This is a genomic window from Cyanobium sp. ULC082, assembly GCF_977927535.1.
Genome location: NZ_OZ376398.1, coordinates 489,272 through 515,715, shown reverse-complemented (window position 1 = coordinate 515,715; position 26,444 = coordinate 489,272). Strand labels below are relative to the sequence as shown.

Below are 26,444 nucleotides of genomic sequence, written 5' to 3'. Positions count from 1 at the left end.
GTTGATCGATGACCGCATCCCTGGGCTCCTCTTCACGACGTCTGGGCCGCTCGGCTGCGCCTGCCATTCTGGCCGCTGGCCTGCTGCTGGCCGCCGCCCTGGTCGCACCAGAGCGGCCTGGCGATCAGGAGGAGATCTGTCTGCGCCACAACAGCCCGGCCATCTGCCGTGTCTGGTGAGCCGGTCAACCGTTCAGGCCGCCTGGAGCATCAGGCCGCCTGGACCCTGGTCCGTTGCGATTCCGGGGCCATGAACGGGTTTTTCCGGTGTGGCCCACTGCAAGAGCCGCACGGCAAGCCGCAGGTCGCCATCCATCCAGGCTCGAATCGCCATGGCCCGTCGCGGGTCGTAGAAGCGTTGTTGCCGATACCAATCAAAAGCATCGGCATCACTCTTGTGGCCATTGCAGGCCAGGCAGGCCGGGACGCAGTTGGCGGTCACACTCAGGCCACCTCGGCAACGTGGCATCAGGTGATCGATGGATTCAGAACGATCGCCGCAATAAATACAACGATGATGGGTGTGTTTGTGCAGGGATTGTCGCCAGTGACGGACCCTTAGTTTGGGGCAGAGTTCTTCAAGAAAGACCGCATCTCTGGCGTGCATCCTCTTGATTCAATTGCGAGCATTGTGCACCCACCTCCTCGGCTGTCAATGTGTCGAACACTGCATTTTGATTGCTTCGCCAGCCGCTGATCGGCGAACCCGGCCCACCTAGATTCCGATGCTGCCGCTGTGGTGATTGTCTCTGGCCTGGGGCTCCTCTGGTTCGGTTTGCGCCATCCCCGATCCGTGTGGATGGGCAGCGACAGCGACGTGTCGGCTCGGTCTGGGTGCCAGCGGCTTGATCGAGGTGGTCTCCCCCTTCGATCCCGTCACCCAGGCCCAGTTGCGCGCTGTTCGTCCCCGGGGCGTCTGGCGATCCCGCCGACTTCGCTGGGAGTTCCCGCTGGAGGCAGCCCTGGCCCTGCGCAATCTGCTGGGCGGACGGTTCCGGATCGATCCCGAGCTGGCGGAATGGATGGCCTGGCTGGAGCAGCCCCTGCCCCCTCTGCCCCCCCATCGGGCCCTGGTGGCAGCGGCCCAACTGGAGCAGCCGTTTTCCGATGGGCGCCGGCTCTTCCCCCATCAGCGACTGGCTGCCCGCTGGCTGCTGGCCCGCCGCGGTGGGCTGCTCGCCCACGCCATGGGCCTCGGCAAAACCCTCTCGGCCCTGGCGGCAGCCAGGGCGATGGTGCGCCTTGCCGCCTGTCGCATTGCCGTGGTGGCTCCGGCCGGTCTGCATGCCCACTGGCGCCAGGAGTCGATGGCGCTCGGGCTCGAACTGGAGCTGATCAGCTGGGGCCGGCTACCCACAAGTCTGCCTCCGGCCGGCACGGTGCTGATCGTGGATGAGGCCCACTACGCCCAGAACCTGTCGGCCGTGCGCACCCAGTCCCTGCTGCGTCTGGCGCGACACCCGCGCCTGCGGAGCATCTGGCTGCTCACCGGCACACCGATGAAGAACGGTCGCCCATCCCAGTTGTTCCCCCTGCTGGCCGCGATCGGTCATCCGCTCGGCCGCGATCAGCAGGGGTTCGAGCAGCGCTATTGCCAGGGTCACTGGCGTCAGGTCGGCGGACGTCAGCGTTGGCAGGCTTCCGGGGCTGAGCGGCTCGAGGAACTCCAGGATCTGACCCGCCCGTTGCTCCTTTATCGCCGCAAGCAGGACTGCCTCGATCTACCTCCGAAACGGCGGGAATTCCATCCTGTGGAACTCTCGGCCAGCCAGGCCAGGGGCTTTGAGCACCTGTTGCAGGGCAAGGTGGATCATTACCGCCGTCGGGCGGCCCTGGGGATTGTCAGGCCCGACGCAGAGGCGCTGGCGATGCTCACGGCCCTGCGCCAGATCGGAGCCCAGTACAAGCTGCCGGCGGCGGAGGAGCTGGTGGCGGGGCTGCTCAGGCGACAGCAGGCCGTGGTCGTGTTCACAGCGTTCCTGGCTGCCGCAGAACGGCTGCAGGAACGGCTGGGTGGCGCCCTGCTCACCGGCCGGTTGAAGCCTGCTGAACGGCAGGGCCAGGTGGATTTGTTTCAGGGAGGTCACACGTCTCTGCTGATCGCCACCTTCGGCACGGGAGGCCTGGGCTTCAATCTGGGTCGGGCTGCCCATGTGGTGTTGCTGGAGCGACCCTGGACTCCCGGGGATGCCGAACAGGCGGAAGACCGTTGCCATCGGATCGGCATGGGCGGCCCCCTCACCAGCCACTGGTTGCAGCTTGGCGTGGCTGATCAGCTGGTCGATGACTTGATTGCCAGCAAGGCAGGGCGTGTTGCGCTGCTGCTGGAGGGCAGGCAGACCAGCCTGCGGAGGACCCGTCTGCCGGCGTTGGTGCAGACGCTGATCAAGACCTGGGCAAGCGGGGCGCCAGCGCAGGGCGAGCCCGATCAGTAGCTGTAGCGCCCGCCCCGGCTGGTCCCGCTGCTGGGGAGCGGAACGGCTCCGCCTGTGGACGACTGGCTGGGGGAGGCTTCCGGCGCCTTCTCAGCTCCATAGAGAGCCCCCAGATACTGGCCGCAGTCGGGATAGGCGCTGGGCTCCTTGACCACGGCCTCGGTGATCATCACAGCTGCGTGCTCCGGTGATGTCTTGAACAGGCTGTCGCTCTGGCGCTTGATCAGGGCGTAGGCCGCCGCCCAGCTCACTTCATGGTTGTTGCCTGACCTGCGCATGAAGCAGTACACCTCCGCTCCTTTGCTGGAAGCACTCGTGGCGCTCGGCTGGGCGGTCTGGCTGAGCAGGGGCAAGGGGAGCGCAAGAGCGGTGAGCGCAGGCACCAGGCTGAGGCCGAGGCGCATCAGGGGCTGGAGCAGGTGGGGACGACGGGAAAGCATGGTGATGTCGGGGATGCCAGCGGCACTGGGCCCAACGTATCGGTCGCTCTGCGGCTGTCGAGCTTGGCCGCGACCGGACTCAGTTGGAGGCGTGACCAGCTGTGGCTGAGACCACCAGGCGCACCGTGACCGGCAGGACCAGCAGCACGGTGATCAGTCGCACCGCATGGAGAGCGGCCACGGCGGCCCCGACCCCGAACTCGGCGCCCACCAGGCTCATGCCGCTGATGCCGCCGGGAGCAGCCCCCAGCAGCATGATGACGGGATCGACCCCCAGCCATCGGCTGCACAGCAGCCCGACGAGCAGACCGGTGGCCACCAGAGTCAGGGTGATCACGATGGCGGGTCGCCAGAGCTGACGCAGCTCCAGCAATGCTCTGTTGGTGAGCGTGGTGCCGATCACCGTGCCGATGGCGATCTCCAGCAAGGTGCGTGTGCCCGCAGGCCATTGGGCCGCTTCAAAGCGCCCGCTCATGCTGATCAGACCAGCCCCCATCAGGGCCCCGGCCAGAGGAGCGGCTGGGATTCCCGTGCGCAGGGCCAGCAGGCCTCCGACCAGGCCCCCCAGGATGTAGAGCCCCAAACTGACGGTCGATGGCATGGTCGGAGCTGTCGGGAGGGTCCAGGCAGTTTGGGAGATGGCTTGAGTCTGGGCTCGATCTGTGTTGTCATCAGCCTTAACTGCTCCGTTGAGATGTCACCTGAATCGGTTTCCTTCCGGATCACTCGCAATGCCGAAGACCTCGCTGAGACGGTGAGCGCGCTCTCCCATCGGCTCGTGCGGATGGAGCAGCGCCTGGGGGCCCTGGAAATGGCCATGGATCGTCGTCAATCCCCCGAGCCGGCCGAACTTGAAGCCCTCGCCCACGTGGAAGTGCTGCTGCGCGATTGCCGGCTGCTCCTGGAGGAGCCAGTGGTGCCGCAAGCTTCCGAGTTCCGGGAGTTCGACCCTCAGCGCGAATCCTTTTCCAACGCCGCCTGAGCCTGTTTCTGACCCTGATGTGTCGCACCAAACCCGGGAGGGATGACAGAATGAAAAGAAATGCAACCATGGCGAACACCTATCCCGCCTGCCCTCTGCCCAAGACGACCGGCGCGGAAGGCCACCCATTCAGCTCGGTCCGCAAAACCAGTTCCGGTTTCTTCGAGGGCGGTCACCAACTTGAAAAACTTGAATTCTCCCTGGCCGTTGCGGTGGCCAGAGGCGATCAGTACAAGGTTGATCAGCTTCGCTCCGAGATTGCTGCCCTCGGTGATGACGGTGAAGAGCCCGGCACTTGATTCCATCGGGAGTTAAGCTATCAATGGGCACATTGCCTTGCTGACTGCTTATTTTGCTTTCACTTCAACTTCAAACCAAGAATACGCCGGCCAAAGCTGATCCATTTCATCGGGATCAGCGTGCTGTTCTGCTCACGGAACTCCGTGTTCACGAGGCTGAAGCAGCTGCGGCCGCTGCGCTCGGTGACCTGCCCCGAGCCGCTCGAGGCATTCTCAAGGCACTCGATTGTGAACGGCGTGCCAACACACTCGGTCCCCAGGTGCTTCAGCTGATCAAGCCACGCCCCTGATGCCATGATTCACCTGTTCAAAAGCTGACTGTTCAAAAGCTGAGCGATCAAGCTCAACCTTCAGTTCAATCAGAAAATCAGACCCCTTTCAGTTTCCGATCGAACCAACAACATCTCTTTCGGTCAAACTTTAATCGAATCTCAAGAAGGAAACAGAGCGGCTTGAGATCGTGTGCTGAAAGCGGGTGACCGGATTCGAACCGGCGACGTTCAGCTTGGGAAGCTGACATTCTACCACTGAATTACACCCGCATCAGCACAAACTAGCAAACCGTCTGCCCCCAGCTGGCCCCTATCCGCGGGCCAGTTCCGCTCCTGCGGCGGCCACTCCGGCGCCCACTTCCCCCGCTGAAACACCGAGAGCCTGAAGGGTGACCTCGATCGCCGCCACGGCGGTGAGGACATCACGGTCGCAGACGAAACCGAGGTGACCGATCCGGAACACCTTGCCTTTCAGGTGATCCTGGCCTCCAGCCAGAAGGATGTCGAACCGCTCCTTCACGGCTTTGCGCAGCACTTCCGCGTCGATTCCTTCAGGAGCCACGGCCGTGATCGAAGGACTGCCATGGCCCTCGGCGGCATAGAGCCCCAGGCCGATCGCCTTCATGCCCGCCTGGGCAGCGCGGCGATGGCGGGCATGGCGAGCGAAGATCGACTCCAGCCCCTCCTTCTGCATCATCTCCAGCGCCGCCTCCAGGGCGAAGTAGAGGTTCACCGGCGGGGTGAAGGGGTTGCTGTCCTTGGCTGCGGCTTTCCGGTAGGTGGCCAGATTCAGATAGAACTTCGGCAGGTCCGAGCGCTCCTGGGCCTTCCAGGCCCGCTCGCTCATCGCCACGAAGCCGAGGCCGGGAGGCATCATGTATCCCTTCTGGGAGCCGGAGCCCACCACATCCAGTCCCCAGGCGTCCATGGGAACGTTGCAGGCTCCAAGGCTGGTGACGCAGTCAGCCACGATCAGGGCCTGGCCATGGGCTTGAACATGGCCGGCGATCGCCTCCAGGTCGTTGATCACTCCCGTGGAGGTTTCCGAATGGGTGAGGATCACGGCCCTGATTGTCTTGTCCGTGTCGGCTTCGAGGGCGTTGCGGAAGGCCTCCGGATCCAGTGGCTGCCCCCATTCGGCCCGGATCACCTCCACCTCAAGGCCATAGGCCTTCGCCACCTTCACCCAGCGCTCACCGAATTTGCCGTTGTCCCCGCAGAGCACCCTGTCGCCCCGGCTCAGCACGTTGATGATGCCGGCCTCCATCGCGGCGGTACCGCTGCCGGTGAGGGCCAGCACATCCGATTCGGTCTGATGCAGCCACTTCAGCTGGGCGGTGGTGCGTTTGACGATCGCCTGAAATTCGGCGCTGCGATGGCCGATCGGGTGGCGGCTCATCGCCAGCAGGACGGTCTCCGGCACCGGGGTGGGGCCGGGGATCATCAGGGTGAGCTTGTCCTGCATGGTGGGTGGTTGGAGGGTGAAAGCGCGGCAGCGCGATCACCCAGCATAAAAAAGGGCCTTCTGGCCCAACCGGATGTCGCCCTGCCCCAATGAACAGCACCGGTTACACCTTGCCGGTCTGGGTGGCGGCGGCGGCGCGGGCGGCGGTGCAGGCCCTGGTTGAGGAACCGGCCGGGGCGGGGAGGCCGGTCGAGCCGGCGCCCCTGTTGCAGTTGCTGGCCCCAGCGGGCCGGCAACCCGTGCCGGTGGAGGGGGCAGCCCGGCTTGGAGGAGGCGCGGCCCTGGGCATCAGCCGTTGCCAGCCCGGCGAGGGACTGGATCTCACCCGTGGCCTGGCGGTCTGGGTGGTGGCGAGTTCCTGGCAGCTGGCCATGGATCAGCCTGCCGATCCCGGCGGCGACTGGCTGAAGCTCGAGGCCGGTGAAGGGGTCGGAATCCATGCGGACACGGCGGCCCTCTGCCTGTCCACCTATGCCCGTGAGCTGCTCGAAGCCAACCTGCGTCCGCTCTGGCCCGCCGGCCAGGGGTTGCGGTTGCGGATCATCTTTCCCGAAGGCAGACGGCTGGCAGAGCGCACCAGCAATGCCGCCTTTGGCGTGGTGGAAGGCCTGGCCCTGATCGGCACCCAGGCCAATGTGCAGCGCAGCGCGGCTCCCGATCAGCTGGAGGCCTGCCTGGCAGAACTGCGCCAGCGAGCCGCCCAGCCCGGTTTCGATGGAGATCTGGTGGTGGTGATCGGCGAGAACGGGCTGGATCTTGCGCCGCAGCTGGGGCTGCCGGCGGAACGGCTGCTCAAGGCCGGCAACTGGCTGGGGCCGGTGCTGGTGGCGGCCGCCGAAGTGGGGGTTCAACGCCTGATCCTGTTCGGCTATCACGGCAAGCTGATCAAGCTGGCCGGTGGCATTTTCCACACCCACCACCACCTTGCCGATGGCAGGGCGGAGATTCTCACCAGCCTGGCGGCCCTGGAGGGGCTGACCGGCGAGCCGCTTGAGCGGCTGCATGCGGCGGCGACGGTGGAGGCGGCCCTGGCGGCTCTGGCCGGCCTCGATGCCGCCCTGGCGGCGCGGCTGGAGCAGCGCCTGGCTGACACGATCGAGCGGCGCAGCCAGGCCTATCTCTCCCGTTACGGCCCCTGGCCGATGCGGATCGGTGCAGTGCTGTTCGATCGCTCTCGCCAGCTGCGCGCCTGTGGGGTGGAGGGAAGGGTGCTGCTGGCGGCTTTCAGGCACCCTTTAGGGTGACTTGAAAGGGCCTGACCGCCGCAACGGTCGTATGTCGCAAGCTTCTTCATCCTGCGAACAGCCGGAATCCAAACGCCAGCCCGCCATCGTCATCCTTGACTTCGGCTCCCAGTATTCCGAGTTGATCGCCCGTCGCGTGCGGGAAACCGAGGTGTACTCCCTGGTGATGGCGTACAACACCAGCGCCGCCGATCTTCGCCGGATCGCACCCCAGGGAATCATCCTCAGTGGTGGCCCCAGTTCCGTCTACGCCGAGGGCGCGCCGGTCTGTGATCCCGCCCTCTGGGATCTGGGAATTCCCATCCTCGGGGTCTGCTACGGCATGCAGCTGATGGTTCAGCAGCTGGGTGGGGTGGTGGAAGCGGCCGGTCGGGGCGAGTACGGCAAGGCACCCCTGTTCGTCGACGATCCGATCGCTCTGCTCAGCCAGGTGGAGGACGGCTCCACCATGTGGATGAGCCATGGGGATTCCGTTGCAGCACTGCCGGCAGGATTCGCCACGCTGGCCCACACCGCCAACACTCCCGAAGCCGCCATCGCCGATCACCGACGCCATCTCTATGGCGTTCAGTTTCACCCGGAGGTGGTCCACTCCAGCGGCGGCATGGCGCTGATCCGCAACTTCGTCTACGGGATCTGCGGTTGCAAGCCGGACTGGACCACCGATGCCTTCATTGATGAGGCCCTGGCGGATGTCCGGGCCAGGGTTGGTGACAAACGGGTGCTGCTGGCGCTGTCCGGCGGCGTTGATTCATCCACTCTCGCGTTTCTGCTTCACAAGGCCATCGGGGATCGGCTCACCTGCATGTTCATCGATCAGGGATTCATGCGAAAGGGAGAGCCTGAGTTCCTCATGGATTTCTTTGATCGCAAGTTTCACATCCATGTGGAATACATCCATGCCCGCGATCGCTTCCTTGAAAAACTCACCGGTATTGCTGATCCTGAGGAGAAACGCAAGATCATCGGTACCGAATTCATCCGGGTGTTCGAAGAAGAGAGCAAGCGGCTCGGACCCTTCGACTTCCTCGCCCAGGGGACGCTCTACCCGGATGTGATCGAATCCGCGGGAACCGGGCCAGACCCGAGCACCGGCGAACGGGTGGCAGTGAAGATCAAGAGCCACCACAATGTCGGTGGTTTGCCCAAGGACCTCCAGTTCAAGTTGGTGGAGCCGCTGCGGCGCCTGTTCAAGGATGAGGTGCGCAAGGTGGGTCGCAACCTGGGCCTGCCCGAGGAGATCGTCCGTCGTCACCCCTTCCCAGGACCCGGCCTGGCGATCCGCATTCTTGGTGAAGTGAGTGCCGAGAAACTCAACATCCTGCGGGACGCCGATCTCATCGTGCGTGAGGAGGTGCAGGAGGCAGGCCTGTACCACGAGATCTGGCAGGCCTTCGCCGTGCTGCTGCCGGTGCGCAGTGTCGGGGTAATGGGCGACAAGCGCACCTATGCCTATCCGATCGTGCTGCGCTGCGTCTCCAGCGAAGACGGCATGACCGCTGACTGGTCGCGGCTCCCCTATGACTTGCTGGAGCGGATCTCCAACCGGATCGTCAATGAAGTGAAGGGGGTGAACCGGGTGGTGCTGGACATCACCAGCAAGCCCCCCGGCACGATCGAGTGGGAATGAACCTTGTCCTGCGCCCAGGCTGGTAGCGCCGGCCTGGCTTCGATACCATCGGGCACCAGCCTGACCCCCGTGACTGTCGCCACCCAGCCGGATCCCCAGCTGCAGCGCCGTCTTCAACAGGACAGCATCCAGCTTGGCGCCAAGACCATTTTCCTTAATCCCTTCCTCTACTGGCGACGCTTTGACGCGAACACCGACCGCTGGCTGAGAGAGCCCGGCCAGCTCCAGGAAGAACAGATCCAGGCCAATCGCACGCGCTTCTATCCCGAGTTGCTCTGGGACGAGCTGTCGGACCAGGAGCGGCAGATCAAGGACGGGGCCGTGGAAATGTTCCTCAAGAGCCTGGAGCTGATCAGCACCTTCAACCCTGATCTGAGCGCCGGCCATCTGCTCGAGGTGGAACGGAAGATGGCCGTCACCAAGAAGCGTTCCTTCGAGCGCTGGGTGGAGAAGGCCCTGGGGCGACGGCTCAAGAGTGAGCAGAAGGAGCGGCGCCGTTTCGATCGGGAGCGCTGGTTGCGCGGCTGGGGCGAATGGCTCAGCCTGGATGTCACCCGACAGGCGCTTCTTCCCCTCACCACCCTGGTGGTCCTGGCGGTGCTGGCCGGTTCCTGGCTGGGATCCCGCCAGTTCTGCCGTCCTGGGCTTGTGGAGCCAGGCATTCAGCGCACGTTCTGAACAGGAGGAGGCTCAAGGCAGGCAGACTGGTCATCCAGGCCGGTGGGATCAGAACCACCCTGCCGCGCTCCGTTTCCCTCGCCATGGCTGCTGATCCCCTCGATGCCCTCAGGCTCTCGCTGATGCAGGACATCCTTCCGGTCGGCATGGCCGTTGTCGAGCGGGTCCGCCGCGGTGGGCCTCGCCAGGTGGTGGAAGCGTTCACCGGCTCGGATGACCCCCTGGGCCAGCTCAGGCAGGAGGGGGACCCGGCCGCCCGGGCCGTCCGGGAAAGCCTGGATCAGATCCAGCCGGGCCTGGGCAACCCGGTGATGAAGGTGGAGGTGCGTGACATTCCAACCAGCGAGGCGGTGGTGGCCAGTGGGGGCGGATCGGACCCCCAGGCTGACGCCGAGGCGGAGGGGGATGCCCTCAACGGCGCCCTGATCCGGATCGCTGATCGGCTTGCTGAGCTCCAGCGAAGGCTCGAGGCCTGATCGCGATGGGGAGCGGTCTGCTGCTCGGTCAGTCCCGTCAGGCTGGCATGCGCCACCAGCCCGCCTGGTTGCTGGGTCTGGTCCTGCTGGTCGCGGCGGCGATGGGGGCACGGCTGGCCTGGCTGCAACTGGTTCATGGCACCGAGAACAGGGTGCTGGCGGATCAGAACCGGATTCGCCTGGTGCCTCGCCACCCGATGCGGGGTCGATTGCTGGATCGCCATGGGGAGGTGCTGGCCACCAACCGCATCACCTACAACCTCTATCTGCGCCCCCTGGTGGTGACGGATGAGCGCTGGCAGCAGCTGCGCGGCCGGCTTGCCGACGTGCTGGGCGTGCCCGTCAGCCAGCTGGAGAGCAGGCGGCGGAGCGGTGGCCAGGGGGACGGCTACCGCATCGCTCTGGCTGGCCCGCTCAGCAGCGTGCAGGTGCTCCGCTTCAAGGAACAGGCCGCCGGCTTCGACGGCATCGATGTGGATGTGGATTACCTGCGCTCCTATCCCCAGGGTCGGCTCGCCGCCCACGTGCTCGGCTACACCAGCAGCATCAACGAAGAGGAATACAACCGTCTTGAAAGCAGTGGTTACCGGGTTCAGGACCGCATCGGCCGCAGTGGCCTGGAGCGGGTATTTGAGGGCCACCTGCGCGGCGAATGGGGTGGCCAGCAGCTGGAGGTGAATGCGGCGGGAGAGGTTCAGCGCGTGCTTGGGGACAAACAGGCGCGGGCTGGCAGGGATCTGCGCCTCACCATCGACCTGGAGTTGCAGCGGGCTGCGGAGCGGGCCCTCGATGGGGTGCGGAAGGGGGCGATCGTGGCGATGGATCCCCAGACCGGCGCCATCCTGGCGATGGCAAGCCGCCCGAATTTCGACCCCAATGTGTTTTCGGCCGGGCCGACGACGGCTCAGTGGAATGAGCTCAACCGACCCGAGGCGCCGATGCTGGATCGTGCCCTTCAGGCGTTTCCACCGGCCAGCACCTTCAAGGTGATCAGCAGCCTGGCCGGCCTTGAGTCAGGCCGCTACGAGCCCGGCTCCACCATCCCGACCTCCAGTTCCTTCTGTTACGACGGCCAGTGTTATGCCGATCACGGCAGTTTCGGCAGCATCGGCTTTGCCAAGGCCCTGGCTGTGAGCAGCAACAGCTTCTTTTATCGGCTCGGTCTGAAGGTGGGGGCGACGGAGCTCTTCAAGGCGTCCCGGCGGCTTGGCTTCGGCAGTCCCACCGGCATCGAGCTCAACGAGGAGGAGAGTCCGGGGCTGTTGGGCGATCGGGACTGGAAGCGTCGAACCCTCAAGGAAGACTGGACATCGGTGGACACGATCACCTCGTCGATCGGCCAGGGCGCCGTTGCCGTCACACCGTTGCAGATGGCGCGGCTCTATGCCGCGATCGCCAATGGCGGCTGGCTGGTGACCCCCCACCTGGTGGACCGGCCCATGTCCAGGCAGTGGCTGGGCTTGAAGCCCTCCACCTTGGCGGTGTTGCGCCAGGGTCTGCGGGAGGTCGTCACCCAGGGCACCGCCACCCTGCTGAACATTCCCGGTCTGCCGCCTGTGGCAGGCAAGACCGGTACTGCCGAGGATCCGCCTCGCCAGGATCATGCCTGGTTCGGTGGTTATGCCCCGGCTGAAAAACCAAATCTGGTGATCATCGCCTTCGGGGAAAACAGTGGCGGTTACGGCGGCACGGTGGCGGCCCCGATGGTGAAGGCTCTGATGACCACCTGGTTTCGAGGTGCTCAGCCGACCAATTGAAGTCTGGGCCTGGCCACCTTGTCGTAGTAGGAGCGCAACTGGGCCGTGGCGCCTGTCCAGCCCCAGCGCTCCGCTTCCTGGCGGGCGGCCTGGCGCAATTGTTCACGGCGCTCCGGGCTGGCCAGCAGCCGTTCGGTCGCTGCCGTCAGGCTGGTGGAATCGTCGGGGTCGTACAGGCAACCGTTCACCCCGTCGGTGACGATGTCAGGGATGCCGCCGCGGTTGGCGCCGACCACCGGGCAGCCCGCCGCCATCGCCTCCAGCAAAACGAGGCCGAGGGTTTCGGTGCTGGAGGGGAACAGGAAGGCATCGGCGCTGGCGTAGGCGCTGGCCAGCTCTTCTCCGGCCAGGTAGCCCACGAAGGTGGTGGCACTGCCGGCGAACACCTGCTCCAGCTGGGGGCGATGGGGGCCATCCCCCACCAAGGCGAGTTGGGCGCCGGGCAAGGCATCGAGCACGGGACGGATGCGCTCGATCTGCTTTTCGGCTGAAAGCCGGCCCACGTAGAGCAGCAGACGTTGGCTGTCGTCACGCCCCCCCATCAGGGTGCGGCGCATGGCTGGATTGCGCAGGTCGGGGCGGAACAGTTCGGTGTCTACCCCCCGCTGCCACAGGGCCGTGTGCTGGATGCCCCGCTGGCTGAGTTCCTCCACCATGGCGGTGGAGGTGCAGAGATTGAGATCGGCCTGGTTGTGCGCGGCTTTGAGCAGTTCCCAGAGCAGGGGCTCCAGCATGCCCATGCCGTAGTGCTCCAGATACTTCGGCAGATGGGTGTGATAGCTGGCCACCAGGGGAATCTGGCGTGACTTGGCCAGCCAGATGCCGCCCAGACCAAGCACGGCGGGATTGACCACATGGACCAGATCGGGCGCGAAAGCCTCCAGGGCTTCGGCGACGGAGGGCCTCGGCAGAGCAAGCTTCAGTTCGGGATAAAGCGGCAGGGGCATCGCCGGCACCCCGATCACCCTGGCTCCCATGTAGAGCTGCGGTGCTCCCTCCGGGCAGAACACCAGCACCTGGTCACCTGCCGCCACCAGATGCTCCACCGTCTTGGTGAGCCGGGTCACGATCCCGTCCACCTTGGGCAGGAAGGTTTCGGTGAAAAAAACGATCTTCAAGGGGGGCGCTGCTCCAGGGGGGACGAACTCGGAGTGGGAGCCAGGCTCAGGCCGTCGCCTTGACGGCCTGAGCCTGGGACGATGTCCAGGCGGAGACGCAGGGGATCCGGGCGCGATCACAGCGGTCGGCCCAACGGCGGGCCACATCCACCACTTCGGCCAGCAGCCCGTCATCAAGGGTGGTGGGCTTGAGACCCAGTTCGATCAGGCAGCGGTTATCAACGATCAGATCATTTTCGATCGCCTCCTTGCGGGGATTGGGCAGATGACTCACTTTGGCTCCGGTCACCGCAGCCACCTTTTCGGCCAGGTCCTTGACTTTGTGGCTTTCGGTCATCTGGTTGTAGATGCGGACTTTCTCGCCGGAGCCAGGCGGATTGGCGATGGCCAGTTCAACGCATTTCACCGAGTCGCGGATGTGGATGAAGGCACGGGTCTGGCCCCCGGTGCCGTGCACGGTGAGCGGGTAGCCGATTGCAGCCTGCATCAGAAAGCGGTTGAGCACCGTGCCGTAATCGCCGTCGTAGTCGAAGCGGTTGACAAGGCGGGGGTCCCGATCGGTGAGGTCGGTATTGGTTCCCCAGACGATCCCCTGGTGGAGATCGGTGACGCGAATGCTGTCGTTCTTGTTGTAGTAGAAGAACAGCAACTGGTCGAGCGTCTTGGTCATGTGATAGACGCTGCCAGGATCGGTGGGGTGCAGGATTTTCTCGCGGAAGCGGGTTCCATCGGGCTGGGGAACCTCGACGGTCAGATATCCCTCGGGAATGGTGGCGCCGCGGTGGGAGCCGTAGCCATAGACCCCCATCGTGCCGAGGTGGACGATGTGCACATCCAGCCCACTCTCGACGATGGCGCAGAGAAGGTTATGGGTGCCATTGACGTTGTTGTCGACGGTGTAGCGCTTGGTGGCGCTGCTCTTCATCGAATAGGGAGCAGCCCGCTGTTCGGCGAAATGAACGACGGCCCCAGGTTGCTCCAGGCGCAGCAGTTCCAGCAGGCTCTGGTACTGCTGAGCAATATCCAGATGCACGAAGCGGATCGGGTTGCCCCCCGTTTCCGCCCAGGCCCTCAGCCGATCCGGCAGGTTGGCGATCGGAGTCAGGGATTCCACGCCCAGATCGATGTCGATCTTGCGGCGGCTGAAGTTGTCGACGATCACCACATCGTGACCGCCATCGGCCAGATTCACGGCGCAGGGCCAGCCGCAGAAGCCATCGCCACCGAGAACGAGAACCTTCACGTCTGAACTCCTGCCGAACGAGCGAATGCTCCCTGCTGGCAAGCTACTACAGGCATCCGGCGGCTCCGCTCGGCTCCAGGCGCCTCAGCTGATCCGGACGGCCACCGCCACCATCCCCAGCACCAGGGCTGCCCCGCCGATCAGCAGCACCAGACTGGCCCTGCCGATCGATCCGCCGGATTCGACCAACAGGATCGGTGGTTCCTTGGCAAAGGCGTTCAACCTGCCGCCGTCTTCCCGGGTGACCGACATTCTGGAGACGAGGCAGAGAGCCAGAAACGCTATCGGCTGAGGCCGAGATCTCAGGGTTGCCTTGCGGGAAGTTCACGAAGAAGCCGTGCCGACCTGACCCACCAGCCCCTGGCGGGGGGAGCTGGGGCTGGCCTGCGGCCGCATCGGCAACCGCCCAGCCCGCCAGGCGATCCTGCCGGCCTCGGTGGCCAGGGCCATGGCTTCCGCCATGGCGGCGGGATCACCGGCCAGGGCGATGGCGCTGTTGATTAGCACGGCGTCAGCCCCTATCTCCATGGCCTGGGCGGCCTCGCTGGGCACCCCGATGCCGGCATCCACCACCACCGGAACCCGAGCGTTCTCGATGATCAAGGCGATGTTGGCGGCGTTGCGGATGCCCTGGCCGGAACCGATCGGCGAGCCCAGCGGCATCACGGTGGCGCAGCCCGCCTCCTCCAGGCGTTTGGCGAGCAGTGGATCGGCATTGATGTAAGGCAGGACGGTGAACCCCTCGGCCACCAGCTGTTCGGCCGCCTCCAGGGTGCCGAACGGATCGGGAAGCAGATGGCGGCTGTCGGGGATCACCTCAAGCTTCACGAAGCTGTTCTCCTCCTGGCCGGCCAGTTTGGCCAGTTCCCGGCCCAGCCGCGCCACCCTGACCGCCTCCTCTGCGGTGGCGCAGCCGGCGGTGTTCGGCAGCATCCAGATCGTGCTCCAGTCGATGGCCTCGATCAACCCAGCGTGGCCGGCGGCGGCGGCCTGAACGCGCCGCACCGCCACGGTGACGATCTCGCAGCGGCTGGCGGCCAGGCTGGCCTGCATGGTGGCGAGATCGGGATACTTGCCGGTGCCGGTCATCAGGCGGCTGCCGAAGCGCTTCCCACCGATCAGCAGGGCATCCGCTTCGGCCGGTTCAGCTGCGGCCACGGCTGCGAGAGAAGGAAATGGCTCGCAAGCTTAGGGCTCAGCAGCGGCCTAACCTTGCGAAAAGGATGGTGATCGCTGTGGACTTCGTGCTTCCGCTGCTGTTGGCGGCCACTCCGGTTCCCGTCGGTGGGATGGTGCCTTTCCGCTTGCCGGATCCCGCCACGGTCGAATCGTTCCAGACGGACTTCGGTCCGGTGGAGACCTTTGATCCCATCGTCCGGGCTCAGTTGCTGGCCGATCAGCTCCCCCGGCTCTGGAGAGGCAGTTACCAGGCCTTCGGTTCCGCAACGGCGGTCCCGGTGGAGCTGCGGCTCGATGCTCTCAAGCCGATCGGCCAGGTCGTGGATCTGCGAGGCGTGATGACGATCGGATCGGTCACCACCCCTGTGCAGGGGAATCTCAACGCCAAATCGGATCAGTTCGAATTGCTGCCCCTGATCAACGATCTCAGCTCCGGTCTGGAGCCCGGCGGAGATTTTCTGGGCCTCCAGGGCTTGAGTCTTAGTGGCTGGAACGCACCGCGGTTAACCAATCTTGGTGGACGGCTGGTGCTGGCGCCGATGGCCGAGTCGAAACCGGTTTCTCCAGGCCAGGGCCCTGGACCCATTCGTGGACTCTGGTGATCAGGCTCCGTTGGTCTTGGCCTGGGGCTTCATTCCTTTGCCCGGACCGGAGCTGTCTTCAGGTTGCCTCGGGTTGCGGCGATCGAGCAGTTTGAGCCGTTTCTGGGTGGTTTTGTTGCCTGGGTCGAGGCTGAGGGCCTGCTCATAGGCCTGACGGGCCTCTTCTGGTTTGCTCAGTCGCTCGAAGGCGTAGCCGAGGTTGTTGAGGGCAACGGGGTAATCGGACTTGGCCTGCAGGGCGGCCTTGTAATGCCGGATCGCGGCCGTGTGATTGTTCTGGGCCGCGAGGGAAAACCCCAGGGCGTTCTGGATCAGGGCCTGTGCTTCCTGTGGTTCACCGCTCGACCGTTTCAGTGCCAGCTGGAGGGAGTTCACAGCCTGGGCATAGAGCCGTTTGCGTAACTGCACGGAGCCCAGCTCGTAGAGAGCGGCTGGGTCCTGCTGCACCCCTGTCTTGCCTTCACTCTCCAGGCGGGAGAGGGTCGCCTCATCGCGTCGTACCCGAACCAGCTGAAAGCCGATCACGAGCGCAGCGGCACCGAGCAGGACGATCAGTCCGATCAGGTAGGCCTGGGGCAGGAGAAGATCCATCGGGCCTCCCCGTCAGGGGGTCAGTTCAGGGATGGGCGGCGCCAACCACGCTGGTGAAGCTGGCGGGGTCGGCCACGGCCAGCTGGGCCAGCATCTTGCGGTTGAGCTGCACGTCGGCTTTTTTGAGGCCGCCGATCAGGCGGCTGTAGCTCAGGCCGTTGAGGCGTGCAGCAGCGTTGATCCGGGCGATCCAGAGGCGGCGGAAATCACGCTTGCGACGACGACGATCCCTGTAGGCGTTGCAGAGGGCTTTCATCACCCGCTGGTTGGCTGTGCGAAACAGCTTGCTGCCGCTCCCCTGGAAACCGCGGGCGAGGCGCAGGACCTTGATGCGGCGTTTGCGGGCGACGTTGCCCCTCTTGACGCGAGACATGGATCAGTGACGGGGGGTTGGGTGGGTGCGGGTGAGGCTCAGGCGAGCAGCTCAGTTGGCGTAGGGGAGCATGCCCCTGACGTTCTCGACATCGCGTGCATCGACAACCGCCATCGTGCCGAGATAGCGCTTGCGCTTCGGGCTCTTGTGATCAAGCAGGTGATTGAGGAAGGCGCGGCGGCGCATGAATTTGCCGCTTCCGCTCAGTTTGAACCGCTTTGCGGCAGCTCTGCGGGTTTTGAGCTTCGGCATCTCGTCCGCTCGGGCACAAACAATCAAAGTACGACGTGGAAGTCCCTTCCGCCAACTCCCCCGCCAAACCGGTCCCTATCCTCACCCTTCGCATCGATGCTTCGCCTGTCTTTTTCCCTCGCCAGTTCGGCCGGTCGTCTCGCTCCGGCGTTGCTTGCCATCGGCGCCACGCTGCTGGTCGCACCGGGTTGCCGCGCCGTTCCCGCTCAGGTGGCGCTGCACTGGCCCACCCAGCTGCCGCCCCCGCTTGAGAGCAACGACCCAGTGCTCTGGATCGCCCTCGCCTCCCGGCTGGGACCAGGGGTGGGGGGTGCGGCTCAGGCGCCACCACTGGTGCTGGAGGCAGCGACCGGTTCCTTGAGCCTGGTCGATGCGGCGGGGCGGCGACAGAGCGGCACCAGGCTTAGTCTGCGCTGGCGGGAGGTTCCCCTGGCGGAGCCGTTGCCGCTGCGGCGCAGCGTGCTGGGTCCTTTCGCCAGCTTTGAGAGTGCCGAGCAGGCGGCCAACACCTGGCGGGCCGCCGGGATCGCAGCCCAGATCGCCTATCCACTCGACTGGGAAGTGTGGGCTCCGGTGGATGCGACTCCCCCGAAAGGTTTCCAGGTCCGCACGGTCGAGCGGCTGATGACCAGCCGGCTCGGCCTGGAGGCCCCCGTGGCTGGATCGACTCCGATCCTGCTCGAAGGGCCCATTCAGATCACCGCTCCAGGTGGTCTGCGCTGGCAGGGCGGCGTCTTCAAGGGGCCGTTTCGTCTCCAGCCCAATGCTTACGGGGGTTGGAGCCTGATTGAACAGGTGCCGATCGAGCGCTATCTGCTCGGGGTGGTTCCCCATGAAATCGGAGCCGCCTCCCCGGCGGCCGCCCTGGCCGCCCAGGCCGTGCTGGCGCGGACCTGGGCTTTGCGCAACCGCCATCGTTTCGCCACCGATGGCTATCACCTCTGCGCGGACACCCAGTGCCAGGTTTACGCAGACCCGCGCCAGGCCGGCGCAGCGGTGAGCCGGGCGATCCAGGCCACCCGGGGCCGGGTGCTCAGCTGGAAGGGTGAGCCGATTCACGCCGTCTATCACGCCACGAATGGCGGCATTTCGGCGGGATTCGAGGAGGTCTGGAGTGGCGTGGCCCTGCCCTACCTTCAGGCCCGCCCGGATGGGCCCGCCGGCTTTGCCAGGCGCTTCACCGTTCCGTTGGCGGCCCCGTTGCTGCCGACGTTGCTCAGCCAGGGAGGCCAGGCCTATGGCGCAGATCATCCGCGCTTTCGCTGGCAACGCCTGCTGAGCGCTGAGCGGATTCGAGCCGATCTCGACCGGGCCGGCGCCGGCGTGGGACTTCCCCTGCGGCTGAAGGTGCTGGAGCGCGGCCCGAGTGGGCGCGTGGTGGCCCTGGCCATTCAGGGCAGCACGGGGGAGCGGGTGCTTCGGCTTGACGCGATCCGGCGCACCTTCCGCCAGCTCCCCAGCACACTGTTCGAGCTGGTGCCGGATCGCCCCGGGTCGTGGCGATTCCAGGGCGGCGGATTCGGCCATGGGGCCGGTCTCTCCCAGGCAGGAGCGATCGATCTGGCCGCTCGTGGCTGGAGCCTCGAGCGGATTCTCGAGCATTACTACCCTGGCACTGACCTGCAGACCATCCCTTCCCTGGAGGGACGCCTTTAGAGTGCCTGGACTATGGCCTTTGCGGCGTCGCGAGAAGTCTGCTCAAGGGATCCGTTGCAGCAATGCGCTTGAACGGGAAGTTGAACAAGGAGGTGCCCCAGACAGTGAACCAGAAAGGGATCGAGCAGCGCCTGGGGGCGTTGTGGCCGGTGTGACCCAACCCTTGGCAGGAGCAGCCCGACGTCGCGGCAAAGCGGCCATGTTCGTGATCCTCTGCGGTTGGGTCGGTGTTGCTCCGCACTGGTTTGATCCACCCCGCAACCTTCTGCCTGCCCTCAGCCTCAGCTTGCTGATCGCCACCTATGTGTTGCGCACGGTGCTTCGGCCGCTCTGGAGCGGACCTGCCGGCAAGCCTGATCAAGCCGCCGCGGCGCCGGGGCAGGCTGTCGAGACGCTCTCCGGTCAGGCTGGGGACTGGCCGCTCGTGGATGTGGTGGTGGCCGCCCGGGATGAAGAAGCCGTCATCGGCCGCCTGGTCGAGCGCGTTGGCCAGCTCAGCTATCCCGCCGGCCGAATCCGGCTGTGGGTGATTGACGACGGCAGTGAAGACCGCACAGCCGAGCTGCTCGCCGAATTGGAGGGTCGAACACCGCAACTGACCGTGATCCGGCGCAGCCGGGAAGCCGGTGGGGGAAAATCCGGCGCGCTGAATGCTGTTCTTGAGCAGTTGCAGGGTCGCTGGATGCTGGTGCTTGATGCCGACGCAGGTCTCCAGGCTGATCTGCTCGAGCGCCTTGTCCCCTTTGCGGAATCGGCAGGCTGGTCAGCTGTGCAGCTCCGCAAGGCTGTGGTCAACACGGAGCGAAATCTGCTCACCAGGGCCCAGGCGATGGAGATGGCCCTGGACGCGGGCATCCAGGAGGGCCGCGTGCGCTCCGGTGGCATCGGCGAATTACGGGGCAATGGTCAGCTGCTTCGCCGTGACGTGCTGGAAGCCTGTGGAGGGTTCAACGAGGCCACCGTGACTGATGACCTCGATCTCAGCTTCCGGCTCCTGCTGGCAGGGCATCCGGTTGGCGTGCTCTGGGATCCGCCGGTGGAGGAGGAAGCCGTTCTCACCCTGGCCTCGCTCTGGAAGCAGCGGCAGCGCTGGGCCGAGGGCGGCCTGCAGCGCTTCTTCGATTACGGGCCTGGCCTGATCTCTTCCCGGCTTTCCCGCCGTCAGAGGGTTGATCTCGCCGTTTTCTTCTTCCTGCAATACGCCTTGCCGCTGATCGCGGCCTTCGATCTGTTCGCTGCCTTGCTGAGTGGAACGTCGCCGGCGATCTGGCCCCTGTCCTTCGTGGCGATCAGCCTCACCACCGCAGCCCTGGTGATCGGGTGCCGCCGGCCATCCGAGGGCCCTCCCCTGCCGGCACTGAACCCGTTCAGTGTTCTGCTGGCCATGACCTACTTCACCCACTGGCTCGTGGTTATTCCCCTCGTGGCGGTTCGCATGGCGGTGATGCCGAAACGGCTGGTCTGGGCCAAGACCCTTCATCTCGGGAGCCATCCCGACCAGCCTGCGGACGGCGAAGACGGTCAGCTCCCATCCGATTCCGATCTCTCCACCCAGACCACCTAATTCTCCGAGCTGCCGGCCTCGGCCTCGGGCTCCTCCAGGTCAACCACCTCGCCGTTGAAGAACTCGGCCAGCCGCTGGGCCTTCTCGGCCAGTGGCTGGCCTGGCGGGGATTGCCTTGGCAGGGATTGCCCTGGCAGGGGCGCTCCAGACGCCGTTGCTTCCGATGACGGAGCCGGCGGGGGACCGGCCGGCACGGGCACGGGCACGGGCACGGGCTGGGGTCGAGCGGCAGGCTGGGGCGCTCGCGTTGCAGGGACTGGCTGGCTGGTCGGCTCAGGTGGCTGTGGGGAGGCTTCCTGTGGTTCCAGCACCAGCTGGCGTGGGCTTCCCAGGGCGCTCTGCAGGGCCTGTTCCAGCAGCGGCTGGCGGCTCTGCACCATCGGCATCCAGTTTCCACTGACCCGCACCACGGCCCGCTGGTCGTCCAGGCGTACCAGGGAGGCTTGCTGGGACAGCAGCATGCGGGTGGAGGGCAGTGTCAGAAGGGAGAGAATCTGCTGCCACAGCTCCGGCAGGTTCTGGGCTGGAGGTTCGGCCGGGGTGGCCGTGGTCGGGGTGCCCGTGGCCGGGGGTGGCGGAGTTTCAGGACTGCGGACCTCCACCTCCCTGGCCACGGCCACGGCGACAGGTTCAAGGCGCTCGGGCTTTCCTGGCGGGGATTCCATGCCACTCCTGGCCGTCCCACTGCTGGCCGGCTCGGAGAGCAGCCCCAGCAGCAGCACTTCGAGCCAGAGCCGTGGCTGGATGCTGTGGCGCAACTGCTGTTCGCTGCCCCGCAGCTGGCTTTGCCAGCGCAGCAACCGCCCGTTGCCGAGCCTCTCTGCCAGCTCCGGGAGTTCTGGCCTGAACTGGGGCGAGAGGCTGCTCAGCTCCAGCCGGCCCGGGGCGGCCGCGGCCAGTACGAGGTCGCGGAGCAGGGAGGCCAGCCCCTGCAGCACCGCGGAGGGCTCGCGCCCTCGATCCAGCAGCAGACGGCAGGCTTCGATCAACACGAGCGGGTCGCCGGAGGCCAGTCCGGCTGCGAGGTGCAGCAGTTCCTGCTCCGGCACCGCTCCCAGCAGCTCCCAGATCGCGCTCGTCTCGATCGGGGGCGGAAGCAGGCTGAGCTGATCGAGCAGGCTTTCCGCGTCCCGCAACCCCCCCTGGGCCCGTTGCGCCACCATCTGCAGGGCCTCCTGGCTGATCTCGATCCGCTCTTCCGTGGCGATGAAGCGCAGATGGCCTTCGATGGCCGCCTGGGGAATGCGGCGAAAGTCGAAGCGCTGACAGCGCGAAAGGATGGTCGGCAGCACCCGTTGGGGGTCGGTGGTGGCCAGCACGAACACCACCCGGGGGGGCGGCTCTTCAAGGGTCTTGAGCAGGGCATTGAAGGCGGCGGTCGAGAGCATGTGGCACTCGTCGATCACGTACACCTTCCAGCGCGCCTGCACCGGCGCGAAGCGGGATCGCTCGATCAGCTCCCGGATGTTGTCGACGCCGGTGTTGGAGGCCGCGTCGATCTCGATCACATCAAGGGCGTTGCCGGCCGCGATCGAACGGCACAGCTCGCAGACGCCACACGGCTGGGCTGTGGGTCGATCGCTGTCGACGCAGTTCAGCGACCGGGCCAGGATGCGGGCGCTGGAGGTCTTGCCGGTGCCCCGCGGACCGCTGAACAGATAGGCCGGCGCAATCCGGTTCTGGAGCAGGGCATTGCTCAAGGTGGCAGCGATCGCCTCCTGACCCACCAGCTGGTCGAATCGCTGGGGACGGTACTTGAGGTGCAGGGGCTGGTAGGCCGGAGCCTCACTCATGGTGTCGGGTCGTCGCGGGTGGGCTTGGCCTCACTGAGCAGCCGCTCCAGCCGGTCCTCCAGCTCCTCCACCGTGGCGAGCTGATCGGCCAGGCTCTGGGCCTGCAGGCGCAGCTTGCCGAGCTGGTCGGTGCCCTTGTCCCCGGCCCACCACTGCTCCGCCTGCTCCAGCTCCTGCTCCAGCCGTTGCTGCAGCCGCAGTCGCAGCCCATCGAGCTGCTCCAGGCTCCGCTGGGCCAGCTCACGGCCGTGATCCAGGCTGAGTCCCTGGCGCAGCAGCAGCCGGATGGCCACCAGCAGAGCCGCCGGGATGAACTGCCCCACGGCAAGGGCGCCGAGGCTGCCGTTGCGCAACCAGTCCTCCACCTGGGTGCTGCGGTGGTGACCGGTTTTGCACCAGATCGCGAAGTGCTCACAATTGTTGAACACGAGGTTGTAGCGCTGTTCTCCGAGTCGGCCCATCGCACGCCGCAGCGTCACCCCTGGCGCTGAGACGGCGGCGGAGTCGTAGGGAACCACAGCCACTGTTTCGCCGCGGCTGAAGACATCGATCGGGCTGCGCAGGATCTGGCGTCCTTCCAGGTAATGGGCCACGGTTCCGTCACCCAGGTCGATGCCGTGATGGTCGAAGAGGCCGTGCTGGCGAGGCACCTGCAGGTGATCAGCGGTTGCCATGGCGGGGTTTCTTCCGGCCTCAGGCCGACTCCTGCTGACTGATCGCGCTGGGGTGGGTCAGCACCTTGGCCTTGCTGCGTTGTTCCACCAGCTCCCTGGTGACCAGGAAGGTGGTCACATCGGTGCTGGTGGGCAACTCGTACATCAGATCGAGCATCAGCTCCTCGACAATGCCCCGCAGGGCCCGGGCACCGGTGCGGCGACGATGGGCCTCCTGGGCGATCGCTTCGATCGCCTCGGGTTCGAACTCCAGCTGGACGCTGTCCATGCTCAACAGCGTCTGGAACTGCTTGACGAGGGCATCGCGCGGCTCGGTGAGAATGGCCCGGAGCGCCCTGGCATCCAGGGGTTCAAGCACGGCATTGACCGGCAGACGGCCGATGAATTCGGGAATCAGGCCGTAGCGGACCAGATCCTCCGGCTCCAGATGCCGCAGCACGTGGGTGGCCTGATGCTCCTTGCGGCTGCGGCCGCGGCCGTCGGTGGGCAGAAAGCCGATCGAATTGCGCCCCAGCCGTCTCTGCACCACGTCGTCGAGCCCGACGAAGGCCCCCCCGCAGATGAACAGGATCTGGCTGGTGTCGATCTGGATGCAGTCTTGATAAGGGTGTTTGCGTCCGCCCTGGGGGGGGACGTTGGCCACGGTGCCTTCCAGCATCTTGAGCAGGGCCTGCTGCACCCCTTCTCCGGAAACATCGCGGGTGATCGAAGGGCTTTCGCTCTTGCGGGCGATCTTGTCGATCTCGTCGATGTAGATGATGCCCCGCTGCGCCTGCTCCACGTCGAGGTCGGCCTTCTGAAGCAGCCGCAGCAGAATGTTCTCGACGTCTTCGCCCACATAGCCGGCTTCGGTGAGGGTTGTGGCGTCAGCGACGGCGAAGGGTACGTCAAGCAGTTCGGCCAGGGTCTGGGCCAGGAGGGTCTTGCCGCAGCCGGTGGGGCCGATCAGGAGGATGTTCGACTTGTGCAGCCGGGTGGCGGTCCGGTCGGTTTCCCCGTTGCCATCTCCATGCCAGGCCAGTCGCTTGTAGTGGTTGTAGACGGCGACGGCCAGCACTTTCTTGGCCTCCTCCTGGCCCACCACCTGCTGGTCGAGGAAGGCCTTGATCTGGGGAGGCTTGGGGATCGAGGCCAGGGTGGGGGCGGGTTTGCCGCTTTTCTTCGGGGTGGCCTTGCGGGTTGAGTCGGCCTGGGAGCGGCCGCCGCCCTGAACCTCAGCGAGCTCCTCATCGAGGATCTCGTTGCACAGGTCGATGCACTCGTCGCAGATGTAGACGCCGGGTCCGGCGATCAACTTCCTCACTTGCTCCTGGGACTTGCCGCAGAACGAGCACTTCAGATGGGCGTCGAACTTGGCCATCAGGCGGGAGCTTCGGAGCAAAGGGGAAGGTGAAGAGCCGAAACGCTCGGGTTCAGAGCGATGTCGCGTCGTCGAAAACCCGATCGATCAGCCCGTAGGCCACAGCTTCCGGTGGAGACAAAAAGTAATCCCGGTCGGTGTCCTCGGCAATCCTGGCCAGCGGCTGACCCGTGTGTTCCGCCATCAATCCATTCAGGGTGTCCTTGAGGTAGAGGATTTCCCTGGCCTGGATCTCGATGTCAACGGCCTGGCCTTGGGCCCCCCCGAGCGGCTGGTGGATCATGATCCGCGCATTCGGCAGGGCCAGGCGTTTGCCTTTGGCGCCACCGGTGAGCAGGAAGGCCCCCATGCTGGCCGCCAGCCCGTAGCAGATGGTGACCACATCCGGAGCCACCTGCTGCATCGTGTCGTAGATGGCCAGCCCCGAGGTGACCGAGCCGCCTGGAGAATTGATGTAGATCTGGATGTCCTTTTCGGGATCTTCCGCTTCGAGGAACAGCAGCTGGGCCACCAGGGAATCGGCCACCGCATCGTCGATGCCGGTGCCCAGGAAGATGATCCGCTCCCGAAGCAGACGGGAGTAGATGTCGAAAGCCCGCTCACCCCGCCCCGATTGCTCGACCACCGTGGGCAGGACCCCAGGGGCGGCCTGGGGAGTGGTGTCGCGGATGGCGGCAGGACGGCAGCCCTGCCAGCGGTTCTGAATCGGATGGGGACGAACGGCGTTGATCACGCAGCCAACTCGTATGGGGAGAGGGATTTCAATCTATGGCTGTCTCAGCCTCCGCCGCCGTCGGCTTGGCCCCGGCCTGCACCTCGTCTGCCTGAGAGGCCTAGACCTCCTGGGTCGGTTCAGGCTCTGATTCGGTGATGGTGCTGTTTGTTTCCAGCCAGCTCAGCAGCTTGTTGCGGAGGAGATCTTCCGCGACAGCTCCGCGCAGGCGCGTCGGATCGATGCTCTCGTTCTTGCTCAGGCCGGTGCGGACTTCCTTGAGCTTGGCTTCAATTTCGTCGTCTTCCACCGCGATCTGTTCGGCGCTGGCCAGGGCCTGAAGTGCGAACCCGCGCTTGAGCCGCTGTTCGGCCTCGGGCCGTGAGCTGTCGATCAGGTTGCGGACAAGTTCTGGAGTGAAGAGGCTCTTGACGTCCATGCCCTGCTGCGCCACCTGACTGGCGGTCTGCTCGATCAGGGCCCGGATCTCCTGCTGAATCAGGGTTTCGGGAAGCTCAACCTCCAGCTCCTCGACCAGCGCCTTCAGCAGTGCGTCCTGGCGGCCGGCGCGGGCGCGGCGCTCGGTGTCGTCCCGCAGGCGCTGCTCAAGGTCGGCTCGCATCTCGGCCAGGGTCGGCAGTTCGCTGGCCTGCTGCGCGAAGGCATCATCCAGCTCAGGCAGTTCACGGGCCTTGAGATCGTTCAGGGTGATCGTGAAGCTGGCTTCCCTGCCCCGGGCGTCTTCCTGGGGGTAATCGGCTGGGAACTGGCAGGCAATGGTGCGGGTCTCGCCCGACTCCATTCCGAGGATTCCCTCCACGAAGCCTGGGATCATCCGGCCGTCCTCCAGTTCCACCTCCAGATCGTCGGCGCTGCCACCGAGGATCGGCTCACCGTTGTCGGCATAGGAACCGCTGAAGCTCACCACCGCCAGATCGCCGCTTGCGGCAGGGCGTCCCTCGACTGGAACCATGGCGGCGAGATCTCGGCGTGACTGCTCGATCAACGCATCCACCCGGGCAGGGTCAAACAGGATGGCTTCGGCCTGCGCCACCAATCCCTTGGTGGTTCTGAGGCTGGGGGTGGGCTGGATGTCCAGCTCAAGGGTGACGGTGAGCGTCTCACCAGGGCTGAACCTTGCCAGCAGGGCTTCAAAGCCCTCGCTCAGCTCCGGATTGCTGAGGGCGGCGATCTCCTCCTGCTTGAGGGCGTCGCGCCAGACACCGTCGACAAGATCTTCCAGGGCGGTGGCCCGGATCCGCAGAGGGCCGATCTGCTGCAACAGCACCGGACGGGGCACCTTGCCCTGACGGAAGCCGGGCAGGCGCACGCTACGGCTCAGTTTCGTCACGGCCGCTTCGTAGCTGGCCTGGGAGCGACCGCCGGGAATCTCCACTTCCAGGGCCAACCGGCTGCCAGGACGGGGACTGGTCTTGACCTTCAGGGCGGAGCTCATGGGCGGACCGGCCGGACCGGCGATGCAGGGCAGCCGTCGATCCTAGAAACCCATGCTGCCGCCACCCCAGTTCAGCCCGTTCAGCCGGGTCGTGATCGCGGGGAGCATGGCCTGACTGGGCGTATGATCATTTGAGAACAAAATGTGAGGTCCGGCTCCGCTGAGTCCCCACGCTTCCAGGATCACTTCCAGGA

General features: G+C 65.5%; 29 protein-coding genes and 1 tRNA gene. 11 read left to right on the top strand and 19 right to left on the bottom strand.

Features of this window, described 5'->3' with window-relative positions; all coding sequences use genetic code 11:
* Positions 1-8 precede the first annotated feature (8 nt).
* On the top strand, positions 9-179 hold the full coding sequence (locus ACXMDY_RS11995; RefSeq protein ID WP_259702599.1) for a hypothetical protein: 171 nt from the start codon (positions 9-11) through the stop codon (positions 177-179).
* Between the two features lie 13 nt (positions 180-192).
* Here the strand turns inward: ACXMDY_RS11995 and ACXMDY_RS11990 are convergent, their stop codons facing one another.
* A complete protein-coding gene (locus ACXMDY_RS11990; RefSeq protein WP_259702598.1) occupies positions 193-606 on the bottom strand; it encodes an HNH endonuclease in 414 nt (137 codons plus the stop codon).
* Between the two features lie 247 nt (positions 607-853).
* Between ACXMDY_RS11990 and ACXMDY_RS11985 the strand changes: the two genes are divergently transcribed.
* Positions 854-2,434, top strand: coding sequence for an SNF2-related protein (locus ACXMDY_RS11985; protein ID WP_457767629.1), 1,581 nt, complete (start codon positions 854-856; stop codon positions 2,432-2,434).
* Here the strand turns inward: ACXMDY_RS11985 and ACXMDY_RS11980 are convergent.
* Both ACXMDY_RS11980 and ACXMDY_RS11975 read right to left on the bottom strand, forming a co-directional pair.
* Positions 2,428-2,874 (bottom strand): DUF6554 family protein, encoded by a 447-nt coding sequence (locus tag ACXMDY_RS11980; protein WP_399244259.1) that lies wholly within the window; start codon positions 2,872-2,874, stop codon positions 2,428-2,430. The genes ACXMDY_RS11985 and ACXMDY_RS11980 overlap by 7 nt on opposite strands.
* Positions 2,875-2,953: 79 nt before the next feature.
* Positions 2,954-3,514 carry an AbrB family transcriptional regulator gene (locus tag ACXMDY_RS11975; RefSeq protein ID WP_259702667.1) on the bottom strand — a complete coding sequence of 187 codons (561 nt, stop codon included), beginning with the start codon at positions 3,512-3,514 and terminating at the stop codon, positions 2,954-2,956.
* Positions 3,515-3,568: 54 nt separating this feature from the next.
* On the opposite strand from ACXMDY_RS11975, the gene ACXMDY_RS11970 reads away from it, so the two are divergent.
* A complete protein-coding gene (locus tag ACXMDY_RS11970) occupies positions 3,569-3,856 on the top strand; it encodes a hypothetical protein (RefSeq protein ID WP_259702596.1) in 288 nt (95 codons plus the stop codon).
* On the opposite strand, the gene ACXMDY_RS11965 is transcribed toward ACXMDY_RS11970, so the two are convergent.
* The 4 genes from ACXMDY_RS11965 to ACXMDY_RS11950 form a co-directional block, all read right to left on the bottom strand.
* A complete protein-coding gene (locus ACXMDY_RS11965) occupies positions 3,826-4,161 on the bottom strand; it encodes a hypothetical protein (protein WP_311133950.1) in 336 nt (111 codons plus the stop codon). The two genes, ACXMDY_RS11970 and ACXMDY_RS11965, sit on opposite strands and share 31 nt — an antisense overlap.
* A gap of 53 nt (positions 4,162-4,214) precedes the next feature.
* Entirely contained in the window at positions 4,215-4,451 is a 237-nt protein-coding gene (locus tag ACXMDY_RS11960; protein ID WP_259702678.1) for a hypothetical protein, read from the bottom strand.
* A 174-nt stretch (positions 4,452-4,625) separates the two neighbouring features.
* A tRNA-Gly gene (locus ACXMDY_RS11955) sits at positions 4,626-4,697 on the bottom strand.
* Positions 4,698-4,737: 40 nt separating this feature from the next.
* Complete coding sequence (locus tag ACXMDY_RS11950; RefSeq protein ID WP_259702595.1) at positions 4,738-5,892, bottom strand: pyridoxal-phosphate-dependent aminotransferase family protein; 1,155 nt, start codon at positions 5,890-5,892, stop codon at positions 4,738-4,740.
* Positions 5,893-5,981: 89 nt separating this feature from the next.
* On the opposite strand from ACXMDY_RS11950, the gene cbiD reads away from it, so the two are divergent.
* The 5 genes from cbiD (at position 5,982) to mrdA (ending at position 11,677) form a co-directional block, all read left to right on the top strand.
* Positions 5,982-7,136: a cobalt-precorrin-5B (C(1))-methyltransferase CbiD gene (gene cbiD, locus ACXMDY_RS11945; protein WP_259702594.1), complete on the top strand. Its 1,155-nt coding sequence runs from the start codon at positions 5,982-5,984 to the stop codon at positions 7,134-7,136.
* Positions 7,137-7,167: 31 nt separating this feature from the next.
* A complete protein-coding gene (gene guaA, locus ACXMDY_RS11940) occupies positions 7,168-8,766 on the top strand; it encodes a glutamine-hydrolyzing GMP synthase (protein ID WP_259702593.1) in 1,599 nt (532 codons plus the stop codon).
* A 69-nt stretch (positions 8,767-8,835) separates the two neighbouring features.
* A complete protein-coding gene (locus tag ACXMDY_RS11935) occupies positions 8,836-9,444 on the top strand; it encodes a hypothetical protein (RefSeq protein WP_259702592.1) in 609 nt (202 codons plus the stop codon).
* Between the two features lie 83 nt (positions 9,445-9,527).
* Positions 9,528-9,920, top strand: coding sequence for a hypothetical protein (locus ACXMDY_RS11930; RefSeq protein WP_259702591.1), 393 nt, complete (start codon positions 9,528-9,530; stop codon positions 9,918-9,920).
* Between the two features lie 5 nt (positions 9,921-9,925).
* On the top strand, positions 9,926-11,677 hold the full coding sequence (mrdA, locus tag ACXMDY_RS11925; RefSeq protein WP_259702590.1) for a penicillin-binding protein 2: 1,752 nt from the start codon (positions 9,926-9,928) through the stop codon (positions 11,675-11,677).
* Here the strand turns inward: mrdA and ACXMDY_RS11920 are convergent.
* The 4 genes from ACXMDY_RS11920 to ACXMDY_RS11905 form a co-directional block, all read right to left on the bottom strand.
* Complete coding sequence (locus tag ACXMDY_RS11920; RefSeq protein WP_259702589.1) at positions 11,662-12,795, bottom strand: glycosyltransferase family 4 protein; 1,134 nt, start codon at positions 12,793-12,795, stop codon at positions 11,662-11,664. The two genes, mrdA and ACXMDY_RS11920, sit on opposite strands and share 16 nt — an antisense overlap.
* 46 nt (positions 12,796-12,841) lie before the next feature.
* Positions 12,842-14,038, bottom strand: coding sequence for an NAD-dependent epimerase/dehydratase family protein (locus ACXMDY_RS11915; RefSeq protein ID WP_259702588.1), 1,197 nt, complete (start codon positions 14,036-14,038; stop codon positions 12,842-12,844).
* An 84-nt stretch (positions 14,039-14,122) separates the two neighbouring features.
* A complete protein-coding gene (gene psb34 / locus ACXMDY_RS11910; protein WP_259702587.1) occupies positions 14,123-14,290 on the bottom strand; it encodes a photosystem II assembly protein Psb34 in 168 nt (55 codons plus the stop codon).
* A gap of 72 nt (positions 14,291-14,362) precedes the next feature.
* Positions 14,363-15,196 (bottom strand): thiazole synthase, encoded by an 834-nt coding sequence (locus tag ACXMDY_RS11905; protein ID WP_311133762.1) that lies wholly within the window; start codon positions 15,194-15,196, stop codon positions 14,363-14,365.
* A 65-nt stretch (positions 15,197-15,261) separates the two neighbouring features.
* On the opposite strand from ACXMDY_RS11905, the gene ACXMDY_RS11900 reads away from it, so the two are divergent.
* On the top strand, positions 15,262-15,819 hold the full coding sequence (locus ACXMDY_RS11900) for a hypothetical protein (RefSeq protein ID WP_259702586.1): 558 nt from the start codon (positions 15,262-15,264) through the stop codon (positions 15,817-15,819).
* Here ACXMDY_RS11900 and ACXMDY_RS11895 read toward each other — a convergent pair whose 3' ends face one another.
* From ACXMDY_RS11895 to rpmI, 3 genes are read right to left on the bottom strand one after another with little or no spacing between them, the layout of a single operon-like run.
* The gene (locus tag ACXMDY_RS11895) at positions 15,820-16,410 is read right to left on the bottom strand and encodes a tetratricopeptide repeat protein (RefSeq protein ID WP_259702585.1); all 591 of its coding nucleotides are present in this window, start codon (positions 16,408-16,410) and stop codon (positions 15,820-15,822) included.
* 25 nt (positions 16,411-16,435) lie between these two features.
* Positions 16,436-16,783: a 50S ribosomal protein L20 gene (rplT, locus tag ACXMDY_RS11890; RefSeq protein ID WP_259702584.1), complete on the bottom strand. Its 348-nt coding sequence runs from the start codon at positions 16,781-16,783 to the stop codon at positions 16,436-16,438.
* 51 nt (positions 16,784-16,834) lie between these two features.
* Positions 16,835-17,035: a 50S ribosomal protein L35 gene (rpmI, locus tag ACXMDY_RS11885; RefSeq protein WP_259702583.1), complete on the bottom strand. Its 201-nt coding sequence runs from the start codon at positions 17,033-17,035 to the stop codon at positions 16,835-16,837.
* A gap of 96 nt (positions 17,036-17,131) precedes the next feature.
* Between rpmI and ACXMDY_RS11880 the strand changes: the two genes are divergently transcribed.
* The gene (locus tag ACXMDY_RS11880; RefSeq protein WP_259702582.1) at positions 17,132-18,691 is read left to right on the top strand and encodes a SpoIID/LytB domain-containing protein; all 1,560 of its coding nucleotides are present in this window, start codon (positions 17,132-17,134) and stop codon (positions 18,689-18,691) included.
* A gap of 199 nt (positions 18,692-18,890) precedes the next feature.
* Positions 18,891-20,255 carry a glycosyltransferase gene (locus tag ACXMDY_RS11875; RefSeq protein ID WP_259702664.1) on the top strand — a complete coding sequence of 455 codons (1,365 nt, stop codon included), beginning with the start codon at positions 18,891-18,893 and terminating at the stop codon, positions 20,253-20,255.
* Here ACXMDY_RS11875 and ACXMDY_RS11870 read toward each other — a convergent pair.
* From ACXMDY_RS11870 to tig, 5 genes are all read right to left on the bottom strand, one after another.
* Positions 20,252-22,048: a DNA polymerase III subunit gamma/tau gene (locus tag ACXMDY_RS11870; protein WP_259702581.1), complete on the bottom strand. Its 1,797-nt coding sequence runs from the start codon at positions 22,046-22,048 to the stop codon at positions 20,252-20,254. The genes ACXMDY_RS11875 and ACXMDY_RS11870 overlap by 4 nt on opposite strands.
* A complete protein-coding gene (locus ACXMDY_RS11865; protein WP_259702580.1) occupies positions 22,045-22,722 on the bottom strand; it encodes a lecithin retinol acyltransferase family protein in 678 nt (225 codons plus the stop codon). Before ACXMDY_RS11865 ends, ACXMDY_RS11870 begins: the two co-directional genes overlap by 4 nt.
* 19 nt (positions 22,723-22,741) lie before the next feature.
* A complete protein-coding gene (gene clpX, locus ACXMDY_RS11860) occupies positions 22,742-24,082 on the bottom strand; it encodes an ATP-dependent protease ATP-binding subunit ClpX (protein WP_259702579.1) in 1,341 nt (446 codons plus the stop codon).
* A 52-nt stretch (positions 24,083-24,134) separates the two neighbouring features.
* Positions 24,135-24,815, bottom strand: coding sequence for an ATP-dependent Clp endopeptidase proteolytic subunit ClpP (gene clpP, locus ACXMDY_RS11855; RefSeq protein WP_259702578.1), 681 nt, complete (start codon positions 24,813-24,815; stop codon positions 24,135-24,137).
* A 100-nt stretch (positions 24,816-24,915) separates the two neighbouring features.
* Positions 24,916-26,250 (bottom strand): trigger factor, encoded by a 1,335-nt coding sequence (gene tig, locus ACXMDY_RS11850; protein ID WP_259702577.1) that lies wholly within the window; start codon positions 26,248-26,250, stop codon positions 24,916-24,918.
* Positions 26,251-26,444 lie beyond the last annotated feature (194 nt).

Coding starts and splice junctions, on each gene's coding strand:
- guaA (WP_259702593.1), top strand. CDS start 7,168: ATGTCGCAAGCTTCTTCATCCTGCGAACAGCCGGAATCCAAACGCCAG.
- tig (WP_259702577.1), bottom strand. CDS start 26,250: ATGAGCTCCGCCCTGAAGGTCAAGACCAGTCCCCGTCCTGGCAGCCGG.
- clpX (WP_259702579.1), bottom strand. CDS start 24,082: ATGGCCAAGTTCGACGCCCATCTGAAGTGCTCGTTCTGCGGCAAGTCC.
- ACXMDY_RS11865 (WP_259702580.1), bottom strand. CDS start 22,722: ATGGCAACCGCTGATCACCTGCAGGTGCCTCGCCAGCACGGCCTCTTC.
- mrdA (WP_259702590.1), top strand. CDS start 9,926: ATGGGGAGCGGTCTGCTGCTCGGTCAGTCCCGTCAGGCTGGCATGCGC.
- ACXMDY_RS11965 (WP_311133950.1), bottom strand. CDS start 4,161: ATGGAATCAAGTGCCGGGCTCTTCACCGTCATCACCGAGGGCAGCAAT.
- ACXMDY_RS11880 (WP_259702582.1), top strand. CDS start 17,132: ATGCTTCGCCTGTCTTTTTCCCTCGCCAGTTCGGCCGGTCGTCTCGCT.
- rpmI (WP_259702583.1), bottom strand. CDS start 17,035: ATGCCGAAGCTCAAAACCCGCAGAGCTGCCGCAAAGCGGTTCAAACTG.
- psb34 (WP_259702587.1), bottom strand. CDS start 14,290: ATGTCGGTCACCCGGGAAGACGGCGGCAGGTTGAACGCCTTTGCCAAG.
- rplT (WP_259702584.1), bottom strand. CDS start 16,783: ATGTCTCGCGTCAAGAGGGGCAACGTCGCCCGCAAACGCCGCATCAAG.
- ACXMDY_RS11980 (WP_399244259.1), bottom strand. CDS start 2,874: ATGCTTTCCCGTCGTCCCCACCTGCTCCAGCCCCTGATGCGCCTCGGC.
- ACXMDY_RS11875 (WP_259702664.1), top strand. CDS start 18,891: ATGTTCGTGATCCTCTGCGGTTGGGTCGGTGTTGCTCCGCACTGGTTT.
- ACXMDY_RS11990 (WP_259702598.1), bottom strand. CDS start 606: ATGCACGCCAGAGATGCGGTCTTTCTTGAAGAACTCTGCCCCAAACTA.
- ACXMDY_RS11895 (WP_259702585.1), bottom strand. CDS start 16,410: ATGGATCTTCTCCTGCCCCAGGCCTACCTGATCGGACTGATCGTCCTG.
- ACXMDY_RS11960 (WP_259702678.1), bottom strand. CDS start 4,451: ATGGCATCAGGGGCGTGGCTTGATCAGCTGAAGCACCTGGGGACCGAG.
- ACXMDY_RS11950 (WP_259702595.1), bottom strand. CDS start 5,892: ATGCAGGACAAGCTCACCCTGATGATCCCCGGCCCCACCCCGGTGCCG.
- ACXMDY_RS11995 (WP_259702599.1), top strand. CDS start 9: ATGACCGCATCCCTGGGCTCCTCTTCACGACGTCTGGGCCGCTCGGCT.
- cbiD (WP_259702594.1), top strand. CDS start 5,982: ATGAACAGCACCGGTTACACCTTGCCGGTCTGGGTGGCGGCGGCGGCG.
- ACXMDY_RS11970 (WP_259702596.1), top strand. CDS start 3,569: ATGTCACCTGAATCGGTTTCCTTCCGGATCACTCGCAATGCCGAAGAC.
- ACXMDY_RS11870 (WP_259702581.1), bottom strand. CDS start 22,048: ATGAGTGAGGCTCCGGCCTACCAGCCCCTGCACCTCAAGTACCGTCCC.
- ACXMDY_RS11900 (WP_259702586.1), top strand. CDS start 15,262: ATGGTGATCGCTGTGGACTTCGTGCTTCCGCTGCTGTTGGCGGCCACT.
- ACXMDY_RS11930 (WP_259702591.1), top strand. CDS start 9,528: ATGGCTGCTGATCCCCTCGATGCCCTCAGGCTCTCGCTGATGCAGGAC.